The organism is Myroides sp. LJL116, assembly GCF_054871685.1.
On the sequence record NZ_JBTXLR010000001.1, the window covers coordinates 1 to 26501 of the forward strand.

The window sequence follows — 26501 nt, forward strand, 5'->3', positions numbered from 1 at the left end:
GTTTTGCCATATTTACTTGAATTACTTATACTAATTTAAGTATATTGGATTGTAATTCAAATAATTATAACGGTGTTTTTTACTTAAAAATACAAAAAAGGGGCTATCTCATTTGAGACAGCCCCTTTTTTATTATTTAAAACTACAGTTTAAAACTATTGTTTATTTTCAACTGTAATATGTAATTCTTGTAATTGCTCTGGACGAACTTTTGAAGGAGCATCAATCATAATATCACGTCCTGAATTGTTTTTAGGGAAAGCAATGAAGTCACGAATAGTTTCTTGACCACCTAAAATGGCTACTAAACGGTCTAAACCAAATGCTAAACCACCATGAGGAGGCGCTCCATATTGGAAAGCATCCATAAGGAAGCCAAACTGTTCTTGTGCTTCTTCTTTAGTAAAGCCTAAATGTTTGAACATTAGTTCTTGTGTTTGTTTATCGTGAATACGAATAGAACCACCTCCAATTTCATTACCATTTAAAACTAAGTCATAAGCGTTAGCTCTAACTTTTCCAGGATCAGTATCTAATAATGGAATGTCTTCTGGCTTAGGAGAAGTAAATGGATGGTGCATTGCAAAGTATCTACCTGCTTCTTCATCCCACTCAAATAGAGGGAAGTCTACTACCCATAATGGTGCGAATTCATTGGATTTTCTTAAACCAAGTCGATTACCTAATTCCATTCTTAAGGCACTCATTTGAGCTCTAGTTTTATCTGTTTCTCCAGAAAGAACTAATATAAGATCCCCTGGATTAGCACCAGTTAATTCAGCCCATTTCTTTAAATCTTCTTGGTCGTAGAATTTATCTACTGAAGATTTAAAGCTTCCGTCAAGTTCATATTTACAATAAACCATTCCAAGAGCTCCTACTTGTGGTCTTTTAACCCAGTTAATTAAGCCATCAATTTCTTTTCTAGTATAACTAGCAGCTCCAGGTACAGCGATTGCAACTACTAATTCAGCTGAATTGAATACAGGGAATTCTTTATGTTGAGCTACTTGGTTTAATTCTGCGAACTCCATACCAAATCGAATATCTGGTTTGTCATTCCCATATTTTTGCATAGCTTCATTGTAAGTCATACGTGGGAAGTCTCCTACTTCTAAACCATGTGTTGATTTTAATAAATGCTTAGTCATTCCTTCAAAAGTGTTCATAACATCTTCTTGAGTAACAAATGCCATCTCACAGTCTATTTGAGTAAACTCAGGTTGTCTATCCGCACGAAGGTCTTCATCTCTAAAACATTTTACGATTTGGAAATACTTATCCATTCCACCTACCATAAGTAGCTGCTTGAAAGTTTGTGGAGATTGAGGTAATGCGTAAAATTCTCCTGGATTCATTCTTGAAGGAACTATAAAGTCTCTAGCACCCTCAGGAGTTGAACTAATTAAATAAGGAGTCTCTACTTCGCAAAAATCTTGATTAGATAGATAGTTTCTAACTTCTTGTGCAACTTTATGTCTAAAAAGTAGATTGTTTTTAACTGGATTTCTACGAATATCAAGATATCTATATTTCATTCGAATATCTTCTCCACCATCTGTTTCATCCTCTATTGTGAAAGGAGGTACGCTAGATTCGTTTAAAATAGTTAAAGAAGTAACTAAAATCTCTATATCTCCCGTAGGAATATTTGGGTTTTTAGAAGCTCTTTCAATCACTTTTCCAGTCACTTGAATTACGAATTCACGACCTAAGTGTTTTGCTTTATCAAATACTTCTTTGTCGGTTCTTTCTGCATCAAAAATTAATTGGGTAATTCCATAGCGATCACGTAAATCTACCCAAATCATAAAACCTTTATCACGATGTTTACTAACCCATCCCGATAAGGTAACTTCTGTATTTATATCGGAAGCTCTTAAAGCTCCGCAATTATTAGTTCTATACATTGCTGTGTTTTTTTACAAATTTATGAAGTTATTAGCAATGCTGCATATAAGCAATGCTAATAAAATAAAATATTATTTTTCTTGTGTCAAAATGTTTTGACTTTTTTGCATCTGCATAAAGGTAACTGCTAAAAATGCCCCTATTATGGCCATTCCAGCACCTACTAGTTCTGGTGTATTTGCTGCAAATCCCAAAGTTAATGGAATTCCTCCTAAAAATGCTCCTAAGGCATTACCAATATTAAAACAAGCTTGTCCTGCAGAGGCAGCTAATAGCTCAGATCCTTTTGCATTTTTGATTAACATCATTTGAAGTGGAGAGCCGATAGTAAAGGCAACTAGTCCTGTGATTAAAGCCATGGTATATGCCATCCACTGAATGTGTACTGTAAAGTAAACTATAACTAAGCATAATGCCATAGCACTAAAGGAAATTATTACTGCTTTTGAAGGCTCAAAAGTATCTGCAATTTTTCCACCTACAAAGTTACCAAGGAACATTCCTAGTCCCACTAAGGTCATAATAATTGGGATATTTGCCTCAGGGATAAGTGCTACTTGAGTCATCATTGGAGATATATAAGACATCCATGCAAATAATCCTGCTGTTCCAATGGAGATAAGTGAAATTAAAACCCAAGCTAAACGAGTTTTAAAGAAAGCAAATTGCGTTGATAGGTTTTTATCTGCACTTCTTTCTATTTTTGGTACCCAAAAGTAAATAGCTAAAGTTGTAAACAATCCTAGTGAAGCTATTATAGTATAAGAGATACGCCAAGAGGATATTTGACCAATATAGGTAGTCAATGGTACACCTATTAAATTAGCGGTAGTTAAGCCTGCAAACATGATGGAAACAGCTTGTGCTTGTTTACCTTTATCAGCCAATTGGGTTGCTACAACAGAACCAATACCAAAAAATGCTCCATGTGGTAATCCAGACAAAAAGCGTGTTAGAAGTAAAGTATGGTAATTAGGTGATAGGATAAACAAAGTATGAAACACAGAAAATAATAGCATCAAGGACATTAGTACTTTTTGTGGCGCATATTTATGGGAAAACATCACTATCAATGGAGCTCCTACAACAACACCTAAGGCATAAGTCGAAATGAAATTTCCTGCTTTAGGAATTGAGATGTCAAGGCTGTTAGCAATTTCTGGTAGTAATCCCATCATAGAGAATTCTGTCATACCAATTGCTAAACCTCCAATAGATAGGGCGATTAAGCTTTTCTTCATGAGTAATTTTAGTTTATAACGTATTTTTAATTTTTTGCTCTTTCATATTGATTTGGCCATGTAATATCCACTTCTAGTTCCTTAGCTGCTCTTAAAGCAAAATGTGGGTCTCGTAAAAACTCTCTACCTATTAGAATAAAATCTGCTTTATTGCTTTGCAGTATTTCTTCCATCTGTTTTGGTTCAGTAAGTAATCCTACTGTACCAACGGTTAATGTGGTATTTTCTTTAATTTGTGTAGCAAATGGAACTTGATATTCTTTAACTGCTTCTATTTTTTGCCAATCAACTAATCCACCAGTACTTACATCAATTACTTCTACTTTGGTAGATTCTAGTCGTTTACAAAGCTCTATACTTTGTTTTAGGTCCCAACCATTATCCGCCCAATCTGTAGCGGAAATTCTCAACCAAAGACTTTGTGTTGTTAATACAGTGGATACTTCTTGGACTATCTCTAATAATAGTCGTATTCTATTTTCGAAGCTTCCACCATAATGATCTTCTCTTTTGTTAGTTAAAGGACTTAAAAACTGGTGTAATAAATAACCATGAGCACCATGTAATTCAATAATTTGATAACCAGATTTTACTGCTCGAATGGCTGCATTTTTAAAATCTTGAATAAGTTGCTGAATATCAGAAATACTCATCTGCAGTGGTGCATGATCTGTATCGTGATAGCCAATTGGACTGCAGGAAATAGTTTGCCAACCATTTGGTTGATCTGGACTAATTTGTTTTCTCGAAATCCAAGGTTTATCACAACTTGCTTTTCGACCTGCGTGAGCAAGCTGAATTCCAGGTATACTTCCTTGCTGTTTTATAAAATCAGTAATTTCTTTATATTTCTCTATGTGCTCATCCTTCCAAATTCCTAGATCACTATAAGTTATCCTACCTTCTGGACTAATAGCGGCCGCCTCCTGAATTATTGCGCCTGCTTTACCAATGGCATATTGACCTAAATGTACCAAATGCCAATTATTTGCGAAGCCATCTTGGGCCGAATATTGACACATTGGCGAAACAACAATCCTATTAGGTAGAGTTATACTATTTAAAGTTAATGGCTGGAATAATTTTTTCATGAGCTTTTGTATTTAATTATTACTAGAGTTCCAAAATGTAGCTAATGGTGGATTAGAGTTAATTTATTTTGAAATGACATAGAGATTACTAGCAATTTTTTTAGTGATAGTAATTATTAGATCATTTAATTGTATAGTATATGAGCTGTCAAATGGCTCAATTTCTAGAATGGTAATGGTTGTTCCTAAAGCTATTTTTTGCTTGTCCAAGTATTGAAGAAAATCAGAAGAAGAGTCTTTCACCCCAACGCAGACTACCACCTGATTTGGTTTTACTTCACTTAAAAGCTGCTTTTCTGTTTGTACAATTTTACCTTCTGCTGATGGTATTGGATCTCCATGAGGGTCATGCGTAGGAAAGTTTAAAAAAGCATCTAATTTGTTGATTAATTTTTCGCTTTTAATATGTTCTAATTCTTCTGCAACATCATGGACTTCATCCCAAGAAAAATCAAGTTTTTCAACTAAGAAAACCTCCCATAATCTGTGTTTTCTAACGATCATTTTGGCTGCCATTAATCCTTGTTGGGTAAGGGTTACGCCTTGGTATTTTTGATAGGTAACTAGTTTTTTATCGTTTAGCTTTTTTACCATATCAGTAACAGAGGAAGCCTTTGTTTCGATCTTGCTAGCGATAGCATTGGTTGAAATTTCTTGGCTTGTACCCTGAGATAAGTGAAAAATTGTTTTCAAATAATTTTCTTCGGAATATGTCAGCATAAGAGGATTTATTTTAACCCACAAAGGTACGATTTTTAATTTAAATAAATTTTATTTAGATTTGTCTAAAAATAAAAATAGATAACTCGAAAAATGAATTATACTAAAGTTTTATTTCTTTTGTTTATTAGTACCCTTAGTAGTAATCAAATGTTTAGTCAGAATATTTATGGATATATAGAAAGCTCTAAGGGTAAAGTAGAAAATGTCAAAGTTGAACTATTGCCATTGGAGTTAAGTACTTTTTCCAACGATCAAGGTTATTTTGGTTTCCAAGGACTAGACCCTGGAAGTTACGTAGTAGAAATTATTCAAGAAGGTTATTCTCCGTTTTTGAAGCACTTTACTCTACAACAAGGAGTAGATTATACCTTAAAGGTGGATTTGCAAGAGTCAGACCAGTTAGAGGAAATAATAATTTCTACCCATATCAAAGCCATGGAAAGAAAAGATGAAGTTAGTGCGGTTGAAGTTTATAATTCCTCTTTTTTTCAAAAGAACTCTAGTCATAATTTATTTGAAGCTGTACAAATGATAAATGGGGTACAACCTCAATTAAATTGTAATGTATGTAACACAGGAGATATACAAATTAATGGTATGGATGGAGCTTATACCATGATATTAATAGATGGCATGCCTATGGTTTCTTCTTTATCTACTGTATATGGTTTATTTGGAATTCCTGTTAATCTTTTAGATAGGATAGAAGTTGTGAAAGGTCCTGGCTCTTCTTTATATGGTAGTCAAGCAATGGGAGGAGTAATAAATGTGATTACTAAATCGGCTTTAGATGCTCCATTATTTAGTGTAGATGCATCCACTTCCACATGGCTAGAGAATAACTTAGACCTAGGTTCGAGTTATAAACTAAATAAGAACCTTTCAGGATTATTTGGGATGAATATCAATAGTTTTCAAAATCCTATTGACAAAAATAAAGATGGCTTTACCGATGTTACACAAACCCAACGTATATCTTTATTTAATAAATTCACTTTAAAAAATAAGCATAGTGATTTAAATCATTTAGCATTTAGGTATGTATATGAAGATAGGTGGGGAGGTCAAATTAATAAGGATAAATATTACAATGGCAAGTATAGGGAAACTGCTTATACCAATCGTTTTGAGCTATTAGGTAATTTTACTTTTCCCACTTTAAAGGACCTTGAGCTACAATTCTCTTATATTTATCATCAACAAAACTCCCTTTATGGACAAGAACCTTACAAGGCAAAGCAACAAGTTGCTTTTGCCCAAGGTTTTTGGAATAAGACATTGGGTAACCACCAACTTTTATTTGGAGCTAGCTCCACTTATACTTATTATAATGACAATACCCCTGGAACTAGTTTTACCAATGAAGAAGATCAGGTTGTTGATCAACCTGAAAAAATATGGATTCCTGGCGTTTTTATCCAAGATCAATATAAGCTTAGCGATAATACAGATTTACTCTTAGGATATAGATTCGATTATGACCCTCGCCATTCAGGGGTACATTCCCCTCGGTTTGGATTTAAGACAAATACATCAAATGGCTCTATATTGCGTTTTAATTTTGGAAGTGGTTTCCGTGTTGTAAATGTTTTTACAGAGGATCACAGAGCTCTAAGTGGTATAAAAAAGGTAGTGTTTTTAGAAGATTTAAAGCCAGAGAAATCTTATAATTTTAATGTCAATTACACATTTAAAATTCCAACTAACTGGACTGTTTTTAGTTTAGATACAAGTGTGTTCTATTCTCATTTCACCAATAAAATAGAACCTGATATCAGTAGTGACCCTACTTTAATTATTTATCGTAATTTACAAGGTTATGCGGTATCAAGAGGAATTTCTACCGCGATAGACATGATTTTTGAATTTCCTTTTACGATAAATTTTGCGATGTCCTATATGGATGTTTTTAGAAAGGAAGCTGGACAAATAGAGCAAAGTTATCATGCTCCAAAATGGTCAGGAAATGTACTGTTAAATTATAAATTAAACCGTGGAAATAGTCTTGACTTTACTCTAGATTGGAAGGGCCCCATGCGTTTACCAATTGTAGAAAACGATTACAGACCAGAGTTTTCTCCTTGGGTTTTTCTTGGTAATATACAATGGACAAAAGATTTTTTTAATGGTTTAGTTGTTTATGCAGGAGTGAAGAATATAGGTAATAGTAAAATGAAGTATGATCCTATTTCTAGATGGTGGGACCCTTTTGGAGAACCAGCAAATGGTATCTTACCTCCAAGTGGTGCAAACGATGTAATATTTGAGCCTAATGATTATAATTATATGGCTTTACAAGGTAGGCGGGTTTCTTTAGGAATGCGCTATAGTTTCTAATTTAAAGCACAATGATTATGCATTTTATGTTTTGTATGGTTTTGCTTTGGAATAGTTTTTTCCCACCTTTTGAGCCTCAGATTAGACACGATACTCCAAAAGCTAAGGAAAATACAATCCTATTTTACACAGCCTCTTGGTGTAGCTATTGTCTATTAATGGAAAAGAAGATTTGGAAGGATCCTGCAATAAGGGAGTATATTAAGCTGAAATATAACTTTATAGTTTTAAAGGAAGATTCCAAAAAACAATATTCTATAGAGGATAATGGAGTTTTATATAGCTTTAATGAATCTAATTGGCCAACACAGCTCTTCCATTGTCTACAACAATATAATAGAGAAACCCTTTATCCTACATTAGTAATTATCGATAAAAGAAATCAAATAATCTTTAAGCATCAAGGTTATATAAAGAAGAGAGAATTAGAAGTTGTTTTATCTCTTTTAGAAGTTAATCCCTAGGAGAATTTAAAATATTTGCTAATCAAACACTAGTTCGCTAGTTTTAAGTATATTTGCTTTTAAACTAAATATATTAATATGAATTTCAGTCTTATTATCAAACATGCGCATTCAGGTGTAGCTTATTTAGCTATTATTTTCCTTGTTATTGCAATTATTAATGCTTTTGCTGGTTTAGGAGCAAAGAGAGAATTTAAAGATAAAGATAAAAAACTAGGCTTATTCGCTTTGATTTTCTGTCATATCCAACTCTTATTAGGAATTATCTTATACGTTATTTATTTTAATGCTGTTATTTCTCCAATAGCAAGCCAAGGTGGAATGGGAGCAGTTATGAAAGATTCTGCAATTCGTTTATTTGCAGTAGAGCACCCATTAGTAAACATTATTGCTATTGCTTTAATTACAATTGGTTGGTCAAAACATAAACGTTCAGAAGGTTCTGCTGCTAAATTCAAGAAATTTACAGTGTTTTATACCTTAGGATTGATTCTTATTTTATCTAGAATCCCTTGGTCTCAGTGGCTTTAAAATTTAATTTTACTATCATATTATACAAGAAAAGAGTTCAGTTTTGAACTCTTTTTTATTTGTGGTATATTTATTGTTTTGATTTATAATTAAATATAAATAATTATGTATCCAAGATATATCTTATATATAGTAGGGTTTTTTTGTTTAAGTAGTTTTACATTAAAACAAGATTCGTTGCAAGATCCTTTGCAAACTACATTAGTTAGCTCAGCGGATTTAGTAGAATTAGAAGAAGAGAATTTAGAGGAGCCTTGTGATTCTGAAGAAATTCCATTAGAGCTTGTAAAGGAAGAAGCGCAGATTTCTTATTATCACGATAAGTTTAATGGTCGTTTTACAGCTTCTGGAGAGGTGTTTGACAATCAAATGTATACTGCAGCTCATAAAACTTTGCCTTTTGGAACTAAAATAAAGGTAACAAATTTACATAATCAACAATCTGTGGTTCTTACAGTTACAGATCGTGGTCCTTTTACAAAAGGAAGAGAGTTAGATATATCAAAAAAGGCATTTTTAGAATTAACCAATTCCACAAAACGTGGAATATTAAATGTGAAAATTGAAAAAATGCTAGACAATGAAGGATAGAATTAAGGTAGTATTTTGCTTAATAGTACTTGTCTTATTTAGTAGTTGTGCGACAAAAAAATCGGGATCTGCTAAGAGTAAAAGGTTCGAGAAGAATAATGTAACTGCAAGTTATTATCACAAAAAATTTAATGGACGAAAAACTGCCAGTGGCGAGGTTTTCAGAAACTCAAAGTTAACTGCAGCACATAAGAGTTTGCCTTTTGGTACCATAGTTAAAGTAACTAATCCCTCTAATAACAAGAGTGTAAAGGTTAAAATAAACGATCGTGGTCCTTTTGTAAAAGGTAGAGAAATTGATTTATCCAAAAAAGCTTTTGACAAAATATCCAATAATCGTAAACAGGGATTATTACAAGTAAACTTAAAGGCTACTTCCAAGTAGAATAGGGTTTCTTAGCTATATAGGAGTTATAGTACTGTACTTGACCAGTTACTTCTTGAGCTAGCCACAAAGGTTTTTCGAAAGATTCTTGGGCATCATTTAATTCTACTTCTGCAATAATAAGTCCCTCATTATCGCCATGGAATACATCCACCTCAAAAGTGTGATTTCCATATTTTACTTCATACCTTGTTTTATCAATAATATAATCTTCACAAAGAAGCATTAAAGCTTGGGCTTCTTGCAATGGAATTTGATTTTCCCATTCAAATCGAGTTGTTCCACTACTGTCACTTTTACCTTTTATAGTTAAATATCCAAGTGTGTTTTTTACTCTAACTCTAACGGTTCTTTCGGGATCTGAATTTAGATATCCTTGCATTATATGGTTTTTTCGCAATGCTTGGGAAATAAAACTATCGTCTTTAACTAAAAATTTTCTTTCAATTTCTCTCATAGTAATTGGGAATAAAAGTGTATTTTTATAGCAAAATAAGTGAAAATTTATTTAAATAGTAATGAAATAGAAAATGTTTTTTTCTTATGAAATTAAAACACATATTGAGATCACCTCAGGGGATCGAAGAGTTGTTTAATAAATATGTTATTGATGGAAAGGTTTATGCAACAGATGACTTGTCTTTCTTAGTAGATTTAGTACATATTTTTAGACCATTAAATATAAAAAAAGTTCAAAGAGTTTCTATAGATCCACTTCTTGTTTACCTACAAGCACATGATAAGCAACGTTTAGCTTTAGAGAATTATTTAAAAGAATTACTTAGCGGAAGAGGGTTTAGTCGTTTAGCATCTGACGCTGGTATTTTGCAAGATTCAGATTTCTTTTATGAGGTAAAGAAAAGACTTTGGGCAAAAGTTTTGCCTTATCAACCAGAGAAGGATACCCAAGAATATGTTTTAAATCAAGTTTTTTATAAACAAACAGATGCTCAGTGGATTGAAATGATCCCAATGGAGCAGCTTTTGTGCTTATATGACTTACTTGATTTTAGTGACGTTTTTAGCAGTGTAAAGGAAGAAGATCCTCTTAGTGAACTATTAATCAGCATTGGCTTAATTACCCAACGTATGAGTGGTAGAGCTATGGAGAGTTATATCATTCGAATGGTACCAGAATATTCTCATTTAGAAAGTCCTTTTTTGGCTTTGGAAAACGAGTTTATGGAGGTCGAGAAAGATATTCGAGACAAAAAGTTTTCTTATCTAATCACTGATGATATAAATTATAAGCAATTAGTAGTTCTTCATAAACAATGTATCGACTTTGTTAATCAAGCCTTTAAAAACAGTTCTAAGTATGGAATTTCTATTAAAGTAAATCAAAGTTTACTTCGTTTAAGACAACAGTTAAAGCGCGTAGAGATTCTACTAAACTTGCTTGTGATTGAAGAAGATACTCAGGAATTAAAGAAAATAAACAGTATAGAATTAGCTCGTAAGCTGATAGAATACAACTGTTATAAGTATAACGTTACTGGTTTAGTTAAAGAAAGTACGCAATTAATTTCTTATGAAATTACCCAACATACTGCCAAAACAGGTGAGCATTACATTACCAATTCTCCAAGTGAGTATTGGCAAATGTTTAAAGGTGCAATGGGTGCTGGTATTGTAGTAGGTTTTCTCTGTATTTTTAAAGTATTAGCTCATAAGGCCAATGTAAGTGCTTTTGGTGAAGCGATGCTTTATAGCCTTAACTATGCAGTTGGTTTCTGTTTAATTTATTTATTGGGCTTTACTCTTGCTACAAAACAGCCAGCAATGACGGCTGCAACCATTATTAAGGCTATTGAAAATGGTCGCAAGCAGCATATAGAAAGTGGAGATAAGCACATTGGATTTGCTAAATTATTTGCTAGATTATTCCGATCTCAATTTATTGCCTTTATAGGAAACGTTATCTTGGCTTTCCCTATTGCTTTAATTTTGGTTTGGGGAATCGATCAGGCTTTTGATATAAATATTGTGGATGATAATTGGGAAAAGATGTTGGTAGATTCTGACCCTATTGAATCTAGAGCTTTATTTCATGCAGGTATAGCAGGGGTGTTTTTATTTTTGTCTGGAATTATTTCCGGAAATATTTCCAACAGGAATAAGCATAACCGTGTATATTATAGAATACAAGAGCATCCTTGGTTGAAAAGAAACTTAGGAAAGGCAAGGACAGAGAAATTTGCTAATTGGGTTGAGTTAAAATGGCCTGGAATCATGTCTAATATATGGTTTGGTGTATTTATGGGAACCTGTGGGATTTTGGGAACTTTCTTAGGACTTGGAATTGATATTCGACATATTACTTTTGTTAGTGGTAATATTGCATTAGGCTTATACGGTTCAGGATTTGAAGCATCAGCTTCTTTACTTATTTGGGCTTTTATAGGATTGTGGTTAATAGGATTTATGAACTTTATGGTAAGTTTTAGCTTATCACTTCTTCTGGCTTTCCGTTCACGAAACATTCCTTTTAGCGAGACCAAAGATTTAGCAAGAGCTACTTGGAGATACTTTAAGAGTTTTCCAATGGAATTTTTCTTACCAACAGCAAGTAGTATGGTAGATAATTCTAATGGGGCCACAGCAAAGAATACTAAAGAAAAGAAATCTAATGATAAAGAAGTAGTAGAGAATACCAAATAGAGTTTCTCTAGTTTTAAAATATATTAGTTCATTAAAAAAGGCATCTCATTTATGAGATGCCTTTTTTTGTATCTGCTCCAATCTAGGAGTTAGTCGTGTTTTTATAGGAAGCTCTTTTAGAGTTTAAACGCTGTTTTAAAAGTTCTTCTTGTTTGGAAAATTCTAGTTTTGAAAGATTAATATAGTCTTCTAAATTATGGCTTTCTTTGGAAAGCTTTCTTAAAGATTCTCTATCACTTTGAATAAAGAGTTCACTTTGTTCTTGAGCCTCCTCATGAGTGAAACCTAGCTTTTCAAGCATAACACTTCCAACGTGTACTGCGGTAAAAAAGGATTCTCTATAGACATCTTTTAAACCATCTTGTAGGTAGTGATATGCATTCTTTCTGTTTTTAGCTCTAATGATAATTTCTACATTAGGAAAGTTTTTTGTTAGGATATCTACCAATTGCTGATTGGCTTCAGGTGGGTCCATTGCAGCAATTACATAATGAGCATTTTCAACACCTATAGCTTTTAATAAATTAATGGATGTAGCATCACCATAATATACATTAAAACCAATTTTTCTTAGATGCTCCACTCTTTGTGAGTCATTATCTAGGACTAGTGTAGCGATATCATTGGCTTGTAGTAATCTACTTATTGTTATACCGAAATCTCCAAATCCAGCAATTATTATTTTTTTATGAGCCTTAATACCACTTAAGTCATCATATTTTGGAGGATTTGCTGCATCTGGTTCTAATCCTAAATAAGGAGCAATCCATTTCTCATTTAATAAAAGTAGGATTGGTGTAACTACCATGGATAAAGCAGTTGTAGCTAAAAGATAATCATACCACTGTTGGTTTACTAAATTAATAGCTTTACCTAAAGCTAAAATAACAAAGGCAAATTCACCAATTTGTGAGAGTAATATTGCAAATAGGAAGGATTGATCCTTCGGAAACTTTTTGAATTTAGCTATTGCTAATAGTACTATTGCTTTAATGGCCATAGAACCGAAAAGTAAAGATGCTATAATTAAGGGTTCATTTACAATGATACTAAAGTTAATAGTAGAACCTACTGCAATAAAGAATATTCCAAGTAAGAGCGCTTTGAATGGTTCAATATCACTTTCTAATTGATGTTTATAAGGATTGTTAGCTAAAACAACTCCACTTAAAAAGGCTCCTAAAGCTGGACTTAATCCAACTTGCTGCATTAATATTGAAACGCCTATCACTAATAGTAAGGCAGAAGCTGTGTATATTTCTCTAATTTTTAGTCTTCCAACGGATTTAAATAAAGGGTTAACAATATAGTTTCCTACTAGATAAATTACTGTTATCGCCCCTAGAATAGCTAAAGTTTTCATAAACACAGGAGCACCATCTAACCAAGTTCCACCTCCATGTGTTTCAATGGGAACTTTAGTGGTAACTGCTAGAAGTGGAATAATTGCCATAACAGGAATTACCATAATATCCTGGAATAACAACACGGCAAAGCTAGATTTACCGGCATTTGATTTCGTTAATCCTCGTTCTGATATTGTCTGTAAAATAATAGCAGTAGAACTCATTGTAATTACAAATCCAATAGTTATACTAGTTCCAATGCTCAGATCAAGGCCCCAATATGCTACCGCAGCTACTATGGCTGTTGTACCAATTGCTTGGGCGGATCCTAGGCCTATAATCTCGTTTTTAATTTTCCAAAACTCTTTAGGGTCCAATTCTAATCCTACTAAAAATAACATCATTACTACACCAAATTCTGTAGCATTCATAATATCAGGACCATGTGTTCCTACAAATTTGAATACATAAGGTCCAATTAATACACCTGCAAACAAATAGCCAAGTACGGAGCCCATAGCTAGTTTTTTGGAAATTAGTACACAAATTACAGCAGCTAGTAAAAAAATAAAAGCTTGGATTAAAAAATCATTCATTGTTTGTTTTTGTTTTTTTATTTTATCTTGCGATTCGACTACTATTCACGAAAATAAAGGAACCCTCGTCTTGGTAGATTATATACAAATTTATAAAAAAGATATCCTAATTTTGTCTTTTAATTTTTAATTTTATCACTGAAATGCAGGAAAAACCCTCTTTTTCTTCGTTATTTAATACTATTGTTTCTTTTTAATGAAGCGTAAAATTATACATGTAGATATGGATGCTTTTTTTGCCTCTGTAGAGCAGCTTGATTTCCCTGAATTAAGAGGAAAAGCTATCGCAGTCGGTGGAGGTGAATCTAGGGGAGTGGTTGCTGCAGCTAGTTATCAAGCAAGGGCATTTGGGGTAAGAAGTGCTATGAGTGGTATTCAAGCAAAGAAAAATTGCCCTGAGCTTATATTTGTAAAACCTAGATTCTCTAGGTATAAAGAAATATCGCTAAAAATTAGGGATATTTTTCATCAGTATACCGATTTAGTAGAACCCTTATCTTTAGATGAAGCATTTTTAGATGTGACAGTTAATAAAATAAATTGTCCTAGCGCCACACTAATTGCAAGTAAAATTCGACAACAAATTTTTGAGCAACTCCATTTACATGCTTCTGCGGGAATTTCTGTGAATAAATTTTTAGCAAAAATTGCTTCCGATATAAACAAGCCTAATGGACAAATGACTATTGGTCCAGATCAAGTCGAAAGCTTTTTAGAAGACCTTGAAATAAAGAAATTTTATGGCATTGGACGTAAAACTGCTCAGCGAATGTATCATATGGGAATTTTTAAGGGCAGGGATCTCAAATTAAAGTCAAAAGAATTTTTACAGGAGAATTTTGGTAAGGCTGGTTTAGAATACTATCATATCGTAAGGGGAATTCACAATAGTCCAGTAGTTACTAATAGACAAGTTAAATCAGTAGGGACCGAAAGAACCTTTTCAGAAAACTTATCTTCGGAAGTCTTTATAATAGATAAAATACAATGGATTGTAGAGGAGTTATCCATGCGTTTAAAAAAACAAAATGTAAAAGGTAAAACCATTACACTAAAAATAAAGTATGCGGATTTCCTACAACAAACCAGAAGTAAAACTTTACCCTATTATATTGATGACAGTGCTATGATTTTTGATTTAGTGAAGGAACTACTTTATCAAGAAAAATTAAAAGACTCTGTTCGATTAGTGGGTGTTTCTCTTTCTAACTTAAACAATAATATTCCAACAAAACCAATTGCAATTCAGCTGCAATTTGATTTTTAAAATTACAATATGACACAACCAGCTTATTTAAAAAAAGGAGATAAAGTAGCCATTGTTTGTACGGCAAGAAAATTTAGTTCACAAGAAGCCCAACAAGCTTTACAATTATTAGAGTCTTGGGGATTAATTGGTGTGCTAGGAGAAACAATAGATGTAGATTGTAATCAATTAGGAGGTACCGATGAACAACGCATTAAGGATTTTAACGCTCAATTAGCTGATCCTTCTATAAAGGCGATTTGGTGTGCACGTGGTGGTTATGGTACGGTGCGAATCATTGATCATATTGATTTTAGTTTGCTAGAACAAAATCCTAAGTGGATTATTGGCTTTAGTGATGTAAGTGTACTTCATTGTCATATAAATCAATTTAAGATACCAACTATTCATGGAATTATGGCCTTTAGCGTTGCTAATTCTACACAAGAGTCTTTGGATAGCTTATATGCTGCATTATTCGGAAAAGCTATGGAGTATTCTATAAAGAGCTCTAAGCAAAATCTTCAAGGGGAAGCTACTGCAGAATTAGTAGGAGGTAACTTATCGATTCTTTATAGTTTATTAGGCTCCTCATCTTCTTTAGATACAAAGGGAAAAATACTTTTTATAGAAGATTTAGATGAGTATTTATATCATGTGGATAGAATGATGTATAATTTGGATCGTAATGGCTTACTTAAGGATTTGAAAGGTTTAATTGTTGGAGGAATGACTAAGATGCATGATAACCAAATTCCCTTTGGGCAAGATGCCAAACAAATTGTACTTAGTTTTGCTAAAAAGCACCAATTTCCAGTTGTTTTCGATTTTCCGGCTGGTCATGACAAAGAAAATTATGCTTTAATTTTCGGACAAAAAGTAAAATTAGTAGTAACAAAGCAGGAATCCACTTTAACGTTCCTCGAAGTTTAATATTGCTAATTCTTTAATGGAGAAATTTTATAGACGTTATTTTTGCGTATTTCTCTGAATTATTGTTAAATTAAATATTATTATTTAAAATATAAATATCATTTATAGAAGTAGACTTGTATCTAATTGATTTAGTTGCGAATATATTTCTATTGGCTACTTTCTTATTTATAAAAAGTCTTAATAAAGCTTGTTTGTTATTTAGAATCAATATACATTTGCCGTAAATTTAAATAAGTCTAAATAAGATAGGTTAAAAATGAAAGTATTTAATGTTTTTATGTTTTGTGTTTGCTGGGTAATAGGAGTTGCTGGGCAAAATTCTATTGTAAAAGGTAAGTTAGTAGACCAAAATAACAAACCGGTAGCTTTTGCTACAGTTGTATTGGAAGGAACTACAACAGGAGGAATCAGTGGTGATTCTGGGGAGTATGTTCTATCTAACGTAAAGCCAGGAAAGTACAATTTAAAAGTTAGCTTTATCGGATTTGTGACTGCTTCAAGAGCAATACAAGTTTCTAAAAAGGAAGAGGTTTTTAATTTCGTATTAGAACATGATAATAGTACTCTTTCTAATATCACCATTTATGGGAAATCAAACAAAAATGTTAAGCAAGTTCAGAACTTAACAAGATTACCTTTACCTATTCAAGATCAGATTCAAAATATTACTATTGTTTCCGACCAAGTGATTCAAGAACAAGGTGCTTTAAGTATTACAGATGCAGCAAGAAACGTTGCTGGGGTAACGCAATTTGCTACTTATGGTGGTGTAAATGAAAGTATGAGTATTAGAGGTTTTAGAGGAACTCCTGTTTTAAAAAATGGAGTAGCTTTAGATTCTGACTTCCGTACCTCTTCAGCAATTTCAGATATGCAAGGAGTGGAGAGCATTCAAGTATTGAAAGGGTCTGCTTCTATTGGACAGGGAATTGGAAATGGTTTAGGTAGTGCTGGTGGAGTTATTAATGTTATAACAAAAACACCAAACTTTAGAAATAAAAGAGAAATAGGATTCAGAGCTGGTTCATATGGGCAAATTCGTCCAACAGTGGATATTGAGCAAATTTTAGATAAGAAAGAAACGGTTTCTTTACGTTTTAATGGTGCTTATGAAAAAAATGATGGATACCGTATTCATACAGGAAGTGATAAGTTTTATGTAAACCCATCTCTTACGTATAAAATTGATGATAAAACAACCATTACTGCTGAGTTTGATTATTTAAAAAGTAATGCTGTACCAGATAGAGGAACAGTAAACTTAGGACCAGACACAGAGAATCGTCTTTATAAAATGCCTCATGATAAATTCTTAGGATTTAAAGGAGACTATTATGATTCTCAAGTGATGACCTATGGAGTTCGTTTTCAAAGAGAACTTTCTGATAAATTAAGCTTAAGAGTTTCTTCTTTTACAGCAGAAAGAAAAGTTGATCAAAGAGGTGCTACAGTTAGTAAAGCTAATCCTAAAGGAACTACTGTAGATGAATTAAAATGGATCAATAGAGGAATTAGCAAAAGTAAAACTAAAGACCAAAACTCTGTTGTACAAGTTGATTTAGTAGGTAAGGATATTGTAACAGGCTTTGCAAAACATACTTTTCAAGTAGGTTTCGACTTTAGACAAAGTCAAGTTACTTCAGATGCATTTAACACAGTTTACAAAGGAGAAGTTCTTGGTAAAAATGGTAAAATTGACACTATCGATGTATTAGGGGATATTTCTAATGAAAATCCAACTGACTTACATTTTACTGCTAGTGGTCAAACAATTGTAACTACACCTACTTATGGATTCATGGCTCAAGACTATGTAGAGCTTGGACAATATGTTAGAGCATTGGTTGGGGTACGTTATAGCCGTTTAAATGGAGTTAATACAGAAAATGCAACAGTAGATAGATGGAACCCAATTTTCGGATTAATCGTTAGCCCAACGGAAAACATTAATTTATTTGGTTCATATACAACTACAACAAGTTTAAGACAATCTAATAATAAACTAGAATCAGGTGGTTTTGCAGGTCCACAAGATACACAACAATTGGAGTTTGGAGTTAAATCAAGTTGGTTAAACGATCAATTATTAGTAAATGTTACTTATTTTGACGCAACTAATAAAAATATTTTAGCTCAAGTTTACAATCCAAATGGTTCTGCAGTTCCTGAAACTTTTGAGAAAGCTGGAGATCTTGCTAGAAGAGGAGTTGAGGTTGATATTAATGGGAAGATCACCAATAATTTAGAATTAATGTTAGGGTATGCTTTCTTAGATGCAAAGTATAAAGGAAGTCCAATCTATAAGGAAGGGTCAGCTCCAATGAATGCTCCAGCACATACAGCTAATGGTTGGTTAAATTATAAATTAAATGATGGTTCTCTTAAAGGTCTTTCTTTTGGAGCTGGGGTTTATTTTGTAGGAAAAAGACCAGTGAATGAGTTTAACTTGAAACCAGACGCTCATGGAAGTATGGTAGGAGAAAGACCATTTGATATGCCTGACTATACTACAGTAAATGCGCAAATCGCTTATAGTTATAAAAATGCTACATTAAGAGTATATGCTAATAACATCTTTAATAAGACAGGATATACTTCATACTACCGTGGAGGATATATCAATGAAACAGCTCCTCGTAATTTTGCAGCACAGTTAACGTACAGATTTTAATAAGAGTGAAAGTTAGTTATTTTCAGAAGTTATATAATATTCGCTTAAAACGAGATAGAGTCCTTCTATCTCGTTTTTTTATATACCTGTAACCTAGGTGTTCATAAGTTTTAAATCAAGAAACTCTAAAAAGCTCAGTAGGAACTTAAAGTATAACATTTCTTTATAATTGTACTGTTTTTTTCATCGATAAAAAGAGTAACTTTGCTATATAACCAAATTTAGATTTATTATTATGTATCCACAAGAAATAGTAAACCCAATGCGTCAGGAGTTAATTGATGCAGGATTCGAATCATTAAGTACTGCTGAGGAGGTAGAGCAAGCTCTAGCTAGAACAGGTACAACTTTAGTGGTTGTAAACTCGGTTTGTGGTTGTGCAGCTAGAAATGCAAGACCAGGAGCTATCAATAGTTTAAAAGGAGATAAAAAACCTACAAATATTATCACTGTATTTGCTGGTGTAGATAAAGATGCTGTTGATGTTGCTCGTAAGCATATGTTCCCTTTCCCTCCATCTTCGCCGAGTATGGCTTTGTTTAAAGATGGAGAATTAGTACATATGTTAGAAAGACATCATATTGAAGGACATTCTGCTGAGATTATCACAGAAAACTTAATGGATGCTTTCAAAGAATATTGTTAAAAATTATGACCACCTATAAGGTGGTCTTTTTTTTAAGTGTATATTTGCTTATTAGTTATTTAGTAATAATGCAGAAAATTATCTCTTACCCGTTATCTATTATTTTTATTTTATTAGTTTTTATTGTTCTAATAATTTTTCATGTATTTCAGTGGGTCGCCTTTAATGTATTTGGTTATAATAGTCATAAAAAGGTAGTGGATCTTATGGTATGGACTTTAATGAAGTGCGGATTGGTATTAGGGACAACCTTTAAATTAAGAGGAGATGTAAATCTTCCTACAGATAGGCCTATTATTTTTGTTTCCAATCATCAAAGTATGTTTGACATACCAATGATAATTTGGTTTTTCAGAAAGAACCATCCAAAGTTTGTAAGTAAGAAAGAGTTGGGTAAAGGTATTCCAAGTGTTTCTTATAATTTGACGCATGGAGGGTCTGTATTAATTGATCGTAAGGACGCAAAACAGGCTCTAACAGAGATAAAGAAATTAGGTCAATATATATCTAAACACAATCGCTCTGCTGTAATATTCCCCGAAGGAACTAGAAGTAGAGATGGGAAGTTAAAACGTTTCTCTGAAAATGGATTAAAGATGCTTTGTAAGTTTGCACCTAATTCTTATATCGTACCTCTTACCATTAATAATTCTTGGAAGTTGTTCCGATTTGGAAACTTTCCTTTAGGATTAAATGCTAAAATTGAAATTTTTGCACACCCTTATTTTAAATCTGAAGATTATAGTTTTGAGGAAACTTTTGAAAGAGTTCAAGAGCAAATCGGATCTAAACTAAATTAATATTTAATTATCTGTTTAAAAGGAATTCTAGTAATTCACTTTTGAAATGGATATAAAATCTTTTATTATGTCGATTAAAAACGTACGTCTCGAAGTAATGCAATTCTTAGAGAAAAATATCGATAATTTTGTTGAAAATTATCTTATACCTGTGGAGAAGATATGGCAGCCTTCTGATCTATTACCAGATTCAGAAAGTGAAAACTTCATCGAAGAGGTTAAAGAGCTACGCGAATATGCAAAGGAATTACCTTACGATTTTTGGGTAACTCTTGTTGGAGATACTATTACAGAGGAAGCCTTGCCTACTTATGAGTCTTGGCTTATGGATGTAGAAGGTGTTAACCAAAAAGAAGGAGAAGGTGGAAATGGATGGGCAAAATGGATCCGTCACTGGACAGGAGAAGAAAACCGTCATGGAGACCTTTTAAATAAGTATTTATATCTTTCTGGACGTGTAGATATGAAGCAAGTAGAAATCACAACACACCACCTTATAAATGATGGTTTCGATCCAGGAACAGACCGTGACCCTTACAAAAACTTTATATTTACGAGTTTTCAGGAATTAGCTACATATATTTCCCATCATAGAGTGGCAAAGTTAGCTAAGACTTATGGAGATCATAAACTTTCAAAGATTTGTCGTTTAATCGCTGGTGATGAAATGAGACACCACCATGCTTATTCGGAGTTTGTAGAGAGAATTTTCGAAGTAGATCCAAGTGAGATGATGTTGGCTTTTGTAGATATGATGAAGCGTAAAATTACCATGCCTGCCAACTTAATTAGAGAATCAGGAGGTAAAATGGGAGATGCTTTTGAAAAGTTCTCTGATTCTGCTCAAAGAATTGGAGTTTACACGGCTTTTGACTATATCGATATTATGGAGAAATTAATTGATAGATGGAATATCTCTCAAATTAACAACCTAACAGATGATGCCGAGAAAGCACGTGATTACTTAATGAAACTACCTGCTCGTATGCATAGAGTTGCAGAGAGAATGGTTATTGAAAAAGAACCTGAAACCTTTAAATGGGTTAGACCAGCACTTATAGTGTAATAGATTAATATTTTTTTTAATGAAAGACGAGCAATTAATTGAACAGGTTAGTTTCCAAGTTGAATTAGCACTTAAAGACAATGAAAGTGGGCATGATTGGTTCCATATTCAGAGAGTATATAATAATGCCATTTATATCGCTAAATTGGAGCAAGGATGCAACTTATTAGTTGTTCAGTTATTAGCTTTGTTACATGATATAGCTGATAGTAAATTCCATAATGGAGATGAAACAGTTGGGCCTAAAAAAGCAAGGGAGTTACTTGAAGAACTTCAAGTAGAACAATCTGTGATTGACCATGTAGTTCTTGGTATTGAGAATATCTCTTTCAAAGGAGGAAATGTCAATAAGACCTTTACCAGTAAAGAATTAGATATTGTTCAAGATGCAGATCGCCTAGATGCTATTGGAGCTATTGGTATTGCTAGGGCTTTTAATTATGGAGGGTATAAAAATAATACCATCCATGATCCAAGTGAGGAGCCAATGTTAAACATGAGCAAAGAGCAATACAAAAAGCACAAAGGCACAACAATAAATCATTTTTATGAAAAGTTATTTCGATTAAAAGACTTAATGAATACCCAAACAGGTAAGCAATTGGCAGAGCAAAGACACCAGTATATGGAGAATTTTATAAGCCAGTTTTACTATGAATGGGAATTAAAATAATAAAAAAAGGAGCTTAATAGCTCCTTTTTTTATTTCACTTGAGAAATTCTCAGGGTGTTAACCATTCCTTTCTCTATAATTGGCATTGCTGCAAGGTTAATTACCATGTCACCTGGCGTGGCATATCCTTTTTCTACGACCATATGATTGATATCTTCAATGGTCTCATCTGTACTTACAAATTTATCGTAATAGAAGGCTTGAACTCCCCATAATAGGTTTAATTGAGTGATAATTCTTTTATTAGAAGAGAATACCAAAATATTACTATTAGGTCTCCAAGCTGAAATTTGGAAGGCTGTATATCCACTATTTGTTAAAGTACAAATTGCTTTGGCTTCAATATCGTTAGCCATTAAAGCTGCGTGATAACAAATGTTTTTAGTGATATATCGGTTTGTTTTAATTGTTGGTGGACTTTGAGGAACCTTGATAATTGGAGAGTCCTCAACACTTTGAATGATTTGAGTCATCTTTTCAATTACCTGTACTGGGTAACTTCCTACAGAAGTTTCTCCTGAAAGCATTACAGCATCTGCTCCATCCATAACAGAGTTCGCAACGTCGTTAACTTCTGCTCTTGTTGGAGTTAAACTAGAAATCATTGTTTCCATCATTTGGGTTGCAATAATAACAGGAATTCTCGCATTTTTAGCAACAATTACTAGTTGTTTTTGAATTAAAGGAACCTCTTGTGCTGGGATTTCAACTCCTAAATCTCCACGAGCAACCATTAAACCATCACAGCTAGTAACAATTTGCTCTATATTTTTTACTGCTTCAGGTTTTTCAATCTTAGCAATAATAGGAATTTTGTGATCAGAATGCTCTTGAATCAAAGCTTGTAAATCTTTTAAATCCTCCGGTGTTCTTACAAAGGATAATGCAATCCAATCTACTTGGGCTTTAATTGCAAAAATGGCATCTTTGATATCTTTCTCTGTTAAAGCAGGTAAAGATACTTTTGTCATCGGTAAGTTAACTCCTTTTTTAGATTTCAAAGGACCACCTTGTATTACTTTAGCAACTACTTCATCTTCTTTGTTTGTAGAAACAACTTCAAAGATTAATTTACCATCATCCAATAAAATTTGCTCTCCAGGATTTACATCTTGTGGGAATTTTTTATAGTTCATGTAAACGCGATTAGCATCTCCTTTGAACTCTTCTTTTGTTGAGAAAGTAATGTGGTCTCCTGGATTAACAATAACATCCTCTGCCATTATTCCAACACGTAGTTTAGGACCTTGTAAATCCCCTAAAATAGATGTTGTATAGCCGTATTGCTTGTTTAGCTCACGGATTATATTTATTTTTTCTTGTACATCTTGATAATCTGCATGGGAAAAGTTTATTCTAAAAACGTTTACACCAGCTTTAATCATATCGTGCAACACTTGTTTAGAACTAGATGCTGGACCTAGAGTTGCAACGATTTTTGTCTTTTTTTGTGCTACCATATTTTTAAAAAATTAGGTTTTTTCTATATTTAATTGTCTCTTGCTTTAATTCATAAGCAGCAGAGAATATTTTTACTGTATTTAATTTTTCTATTATTTTTGAAAGGTCAAAAAAGTCATCCGCATCTTCAATTTTAATTAAATAGTCCACATTTTTAAGTTCAGGAACTAGATAACCTTGTTTGGTGATGGCATGTTTTTTCCCAGTAAACAAAGGGGATACTAAGTCAGTATCAGGCTGAATAAACGATTTGTTAGATACTACTTTCCATAGAATATGAAGGTCTAAGTCTTCATATTCGAAGATTGAAAATCTAGCATTACCTTCTTCGGTTCGAATGAGGATATCGGAAGGCTGCCTTTCAAGAAAAAAATCTAAGATGGTATTGATAGTATAAACCACCTTAAAATCTTCTTTTCTGGAAGAATGTATGGCAATTAATTTATAGTCATCAGTATCAAAGTCGTCTAACTTATATTTTATTACCCCCATATGAGATTAGTGTTAGATACAAATATACGATAATTAAAACGATAATTGTTTTTTTTTAGTAAAAGGCGTATTACTAGAATGTTAAATTAATAGGAAAAAGAGATATTACTTTTGTATTTTTTCCTGTAGAGCGAAGTAAGCTCTTTGTGCAGCTTTTTCTTCTGCTTTCTTTTTTGAGGTAGCTCTAGCCTTAGAAACTATCTTCTCATCAATATAGAGACGTACACCAAAGTACTTAAGTTCCTCAGCAGTATCATCCTCATAGGTATCGAATTTGAAAGTGTGTTTAGTTTTCTGACACCATTCGATAAGTAAGCTTTTGTAGCTAGTAATTTTAGTTTCTAATTTCTCTATGTCTGCTACTTTAGAAAGTAGTTTGTCATGGATGAATCGTTCGCAAGCTGGATAGCCACGGTCTAAATATATAGCTCCAATTAGAGCTTCTAATAAGTTTCCATGGATGTTTTCACCAAATTGTTGGTTACCCATTTTGCTTTCGACATTACTAATCAAGTCTAAGCTTTTTCCAAGGTCATTGAGGTTTTCCCTTGAAACTATTTTTGAGCGCATTTTAGTTAGATAACCTTCATCGCCATTGGCTACCTGTAAATACAGATAAGAGGCGATAATTGAGCCTAACATTGCATCTCCAAGGAACTCCAATCTTTCATAGTTTATTGGATTTCCATTTTGATCTACAATATTCATAGATCGATGAGTAAAAGCTAATTTATATATAGAAGGATCCAAAGGAGTTACTCCAATTATCTTAGCTATTTTACTAGAAAAATTCCCGTACTTATCAGAAGTACGGGAATTTTTAAAGATTCTATTTAAGAACTTACTCATCATAATGATGTGCTAGTTTTCAAGTTTTTTAACAAGTACACAAGCATTGTGTCCACCAAATCCAAAAGTGTTACTCATTCCAACTTTAATGTCTCTTTTTTGAGCTTTGTTGAAAGTAAAGTTTAATTTAGGATCAATTGATTCATCATCAGTAAAGTGATTAATTGTTGGTGGGATAATTCCATGTTCTAAAGAAAGGATAACTGAAATTGCTTCGATTACTCCAGCAGCTCCAAGTAAGTGTCCTGTCATAGATTTTGTAGAATTCAAGTTCATGTTATATGCATGATCACCAAATACCTTTAATATCGCTTTTGATTCAGCAATATCTCCTAAAGGTGTTGAGGTTCCATGTAAGTTTAAAACATCTACATCACTTGGCGAAAGCCCAGCATCACGTAAACAGTTTAGCATAACATTAGTAGCACCTAAACCTTCTGGGTGTGGTGCAGTTAAATGGTGAGCGTCCGCAGACATTCCACCACCACCAATTTCACAGTATATTTTTGCTCCACGTGCAACAGCATGTTCATACTCCTCTAAAACTAGAGCACCTGAACCTTCTCCTAATACAAATCCTTCACGATCTTTGTCCATTGGACGAGATGCAGTTTTAGGATCGTCATTTCTAGTTGAAAGAGCATGCATTGCATTGAAACCTCCAATTCCAGCAATAGTAACTGCTGCCTCAGAACCACCTGTTACAATAATATCAGCCATCCCTAAACGAATATAGTTAAAAGCATCAATAATTGCATTGGTAGATGAAGCACACGCAGAAACAGTTGTGAAGTTAGGACCTCTTAAACCGTATTTCATTGAAATATGACCACCTGCAATATCAGCAATCATCTTTGGTATAAAGAATGGATTAAATTTAGGTGTTCCATTCCCATTTACGAAGTTAGTTACTTCATTTTGGAAAGTTTCTAGTCCACCAATTCCAGAGCCCCAGATTACTCCTGCTCTATCTCTATCGATTGCATCAAGATCTAGTCCTGAATTTTTTATAGCTTCTTCTGCACTCACTAATGCATATTGTGCATAGCGATCCATTTTACGTGCTTCTTTTCTTTCAATAAAGTCCTCAACATTAAAGTTCTTTACCTCACACGCAAATTGTGTTTTGAAATTGGTAGCGTCAAAATATGTAATGGGTGCAGCTCCGCTTACTCCATTAATTAGGCTGTTCCAATATTCCTGGATATTATTTCCAATAGGAGTAAGTGCACCTAAACCTGTTACAACAACTCGCTTTAATTTCATAAAACTTAAATTTATGGTTTATAATAAAAAAAACCCAATTTTTCACTTTTCAAAAAGGAAACATTGGGTTGTTTATTTGATGTATATCGTAGATTGTTAACAATCTGTCCTTTTTTTTCTTAAAAATTAGTATACAGCAAAATAATAACGCCCACGTGTTTTGATAAATCGAAACACGTGGGAATCAGTTATTATTTTTTAGCTTCTTCAATATAAGAGATAGCTTGTCCAACTGTAGCGATATTTTCAGCTTGGTCATCTGGAATTTGAATATCAAATTCTTTTTCGAATTCCATGATAAGCTCAACTGTATCTAGTGAATCAGCTCCTAAATCATTAGTGAAGCTTGCTTCTGCTACAACTTCGTTTTCGTCAACACCTAATTTGTCAACGATAATCGCTTTAACTCTTGATGCAATGTCTGACATAATCTTTAATTTTAAATTTAAATTCGTAGGCAAAAATAAAAAACTTTATTTTAAAACCTGATTTTTCATGTTAATTGTCGGTGCGAAATT

General features: G+C 33.1%; 24 protein-coding genes. 13 read left to right on the top strand and 11 right to left on the bottom strand.

Going from position 1 to position 26501, the window contains the following annotated elements; translation table 11 throughout:
- Positions 1-155: 155 nt before the first annotated feature.
- The 4 genes from aspS to ACYSNM_RS00020 form a co-directional block, all read right to left on the bottom strand.
- Positions 156-1910: an aspartate--tRNA ligase gene (aspS, locus tag ACYSNM_RS00005; protein ID WP_461755095.1), complete on the bottom strand. Its 1755-nt coding sequence runs from the start codon at positions 1908-1910 to the stop codon at positions 156-158.
- Between the two features lie 72 nt (positions 1911-1982).
- Complete coding sequence (locus tag ACYSNM_RS00010; RefSeq protein WP_461755096.1) at positions 1983-3152, bottom strand: MFS transporter; 1170 nt, start codon at positions 3150-3152, stop codon at positions 1983-1985.
- Between the two features lie 26 nt (positions 3153-3178).
- Positions 3179-4243: an NADH:flavin oxidoreductase/NADH oxidase gene (locus ACYSNM_RS00015; protein ID WP_461755097.1), complete on the bottom strand. Its 1065-nt coding sequence runs from the start codon at positions 4241-4243 to the stop codon at positions 3179-3181.
- 63 nt (positions 4244-4306) lie between these two features.
- Positions 4307-4963 (bottom strand): metal-dependent transcriptional regulator, encoded by a 657-nt coding sequence (locus ACYSNM_RS00020; protein ID WP_461755098.1) that lies wholly within the window; start codon positions 4961-4963, stop codon positions 4307-4309.
- Between the two features lie 93 nt (positions 4964-5056).
- On the opposite strand from ACYSNM_RS00020, the gene ACYSNM_RS00025 reads away from it, so the two are divergent.
- The 5 genes from ACYSNM_RS00025 to ACYSNM_RS00045 all read left to right on the top strand — a co-directional run bounded on the left by ACYSNM_RS00025 (position 5057) and on the right by ACYSNM_RS00045 (position 9274).
- Entirely contained in the window at positions 5057-7303 is a 2247-nt protein-coding gene (locus tag ACYSNM_RS00025; RefSeq protein WP_461755099.1) for a TonB-dependent receptor, read from the top strand.
- Positions 7304-7320: 17 nt separating this feature from the next.
- Positions 7321-7767 (top strand): thioredoxin fold domain-containing protein, encoded by a 447-nt coding sequence (locus tag ACYSNM_RS00030; protein ID WP_461755100.1) that lies wholly within the window; start codon positions 7321-7323, stop codon positions 7765-7767.
- A 78-nt stretch (positions 7768-7845) separates the two neighbouring features.
- Entirely contained in the window at positions 7846-8298 is a 453-nt protein-coding gene (locus tag ACYSNM_RS00035; RefSeq protein ID WP_461755101.1) for a hypothetical protein, read from the top strand.
- Between the two features lie 105 nt (positions 8299-8403).
- Entirely contained in the window at positions 8404-8889 is a 486-nt protein-coding gene (locus ACYSNM_RS00040) for a septal ring lytic transglycosylase RlpA family protein (RefSeq protein WP_461755102.1), read from the top strand.
- Entirely contained in the window at positions 8879-9274 is a 396-nt protein-coding gene (locus tag ACYSNM_RS00045; RefSeq protein WP_461755103.1) for a septal ring lytic transglycosylase RlpA family protein, read from the top strand. Before ACYSNM_RS00040 ends, ACYSNM_RS00045 begins: the two co-directional genes overlap by 11 nt.
- Here ACYSNM_RS00045 and ACYSNM_RS00050 read toward each other — a convergent pair.
- Entirely contained in the window at positions 9261-9731 is a 471-nt protein-coding gene (locus ACYSNM_RS00050; protein WP_461755104.1) for a CYTH domain-containing protein, read from the bottom strand. The genes ACYSNM_RS00045 and ACYSNM_RS00050 overlap by 14 nt on opposite strands.
- Positions 9732-9817: 86 nt before the next feature.
- On the opposite strand from ACYSNM_RS00050, the gene ACYSNM_RS00055 reads away from it, so the two are divergent.
- Positions 9818-11935: a site-specific recombinase gene (locus ACYSNM_RS00055; RefSeq protein WP_461755105.1), complete on the top strand. Its 2118-nt coding sequence runs from the start codon at positions 9818-9820 to the stop codon at positions 11933-11935.
- Positions 11936-12017: 82 nt separating this feature from the next.
- On the opposite strand, the gene ACYSNM_RS00060 is transcribed toward ACYSNM_RS00055, so the two are convergent.
- The gene (locus ACYSNM_RS00060) at positions 12018-13877 is read right to left on the bottom strand and encodes a cation:proton antiporter domain-containing protein (protein ID WP_461755106.1); all 1860 of its coding nucleotides are present in this window, start codon (positions 13875-13877) and stop codon (positions 12018-12020) included.
- 196 nt (positions 13878-14073) lie between these two features.
- On the opposite strand from ACYSNM_RS00060, the gene dinB reads away from it, so the two are divergent.
- The 7 genes from dinB to ACYSNM_RS00095 all read left to right on the top strand — a co-directional run bounded on the left by dinB (position 14074) and on the right by ACYSNM_RS00095 (position 21915).
- Positions 14074-15144, top strand: coding sequence for a DNA polymerase IV (dinB, locus tag ACYSNM_RS00065; protein WP_461755107.1), 1071 nt, complete (start codon positions 14074-14076; stop codon positions 15142-15144).
- Between the two features lie 9 nt (positions 15145-15153).
- Positions 15154-16056 (top strand): S66 peptidase family protein, encoded by a 903-nt coding sequence (locus tag ACYSNM_RS00070; RefSeq protein ID WP_461755108.1) that lies wholly within the window; start codon positions 15154-15156, stop codon positions 16054-16056.
- Between the two features lie 259 nt (positions 16057-16315).
- Complete coding sequence (locus tag ACYSNM_RS00075; protein ID WP_461755109.1) at positions 16316-18730, top strand: TonB-dependent siderophore receptor; 2415 nt, start codon at positions 16316-16318, stop codon at positions 18728-18730.
- 235 nt (positions 18731-18965) lie between these two features.
- Positions 18966-19376, top strand: coding sequence for a BrxA/BrxB family bacilliredoxin (locus ACYSNM_RS00080; RefSeq protein WP_461754303.1), 411 nt, complete (start codon positions 18966-18968; stop codon positions 19374-19376).
- A 68-nt stretch (positions 19377-19444) separates the two neighbouring features.
- On the top strand, positions 19445-20176 hold the full coding sequence (locus tag ACYSNM_RS00085; protein WP_461755110.1) for a lysophospholipid acyltransferase family protein: 732 nt from the start codon (positions 19445-19447) through the stop codon (positions 20174-20176).
- Between the two features lie 67 nt (positions 20177-20243).
- The gene (locus tag ACYSNM_RS00090; protein WP_461754301.1) at positions 20244-21242 is read left to right on the top strand and encodes an acyl-ACP desaturase; all 999 of its coding nucleotides are present in this window, start codon (positions 20244-20246) and stop codon (positions 21240-21242) included.
- A gap of 19 nt (positions 21243-21261) precedes the next feature.
- Positions 21262-21915 (top strand): HD domain-containing protein, encoded by a 654-nt coding sequence (locus ACYSNM_RS00095; protein ID WP_461755111.1) that lies wholly within the window; start codon positions 21262-21264, stop codon positions 21913-21915.
- 29 nt (positions 21916-21944) lie between these two features.
- On the opposite strand, the gene pyk is transcribed toward ACYSNM_RS00095, so the two are convergent.
- The 5 genes from pyk to ACYSNM_RS00120 form a co-directional block, all read right to left on the bottom strand.
- Positions 21945-23375: a pyruvate kinase gene (gene pyk, locus ACYSNM_RS00100; RefSeq protein ID WP_461755112.1), complete on the bottom strand. Its 1431-nt coding sequence runs from the start codon at positions 23373-23375 to the stop codon at positions 21945-21947.
- 4 nt (positions 23376-23379) lie between these two features.
- Positions 23380-23868, bottom strand: coding sequence for an IPExxxVDY family protein (locus ACYSNM_RS00105; RefSeq protein ID WP_461755113.1), 489 nt, complete (start codon positions 23866-23868; stop codon positions 23380-23382).
- Positions 23869-23973: 105 nt separating this feature from the next.
- Positions 23974-24717 (bottom strand): ribonuclease III, encoded by a 744-nt coding sequence (gene rnc / locus ACYSNM_RS00110; RefSeq protein WP_461754324.1) that lies wholly within the window; start codon positions 24715-24717, stop codon positions 23974-23976.
- Positions 24718-24729: 12 nt separating this feature from the next.
- Positions 24730-25983, bottom strand: a complete 1254-nt coding sequence (gene fabF, locus ACYSNM_RS00115; RefSeq protein ID WP_461755114.1) for a beta-ketoacyl-ACP synthase II — start codon at positions 25981-25983, stop codon at positions 24730-24732.
- Positions 25984-26174: 191 nt separating this feature from the next.
- Positions 26175-26411 (bottom strand): acyl carrier protein, encoded by a 237-nt coding sequence (locus ACYSNM_RS00120; RefSeq protein ID WP_002988156.1) that lies wholly within the window; start codon positions 26409-26411, stop codon positions 26175-26177.
- Positions 26412-26501 lie beyond the last annotated feature (90 nt).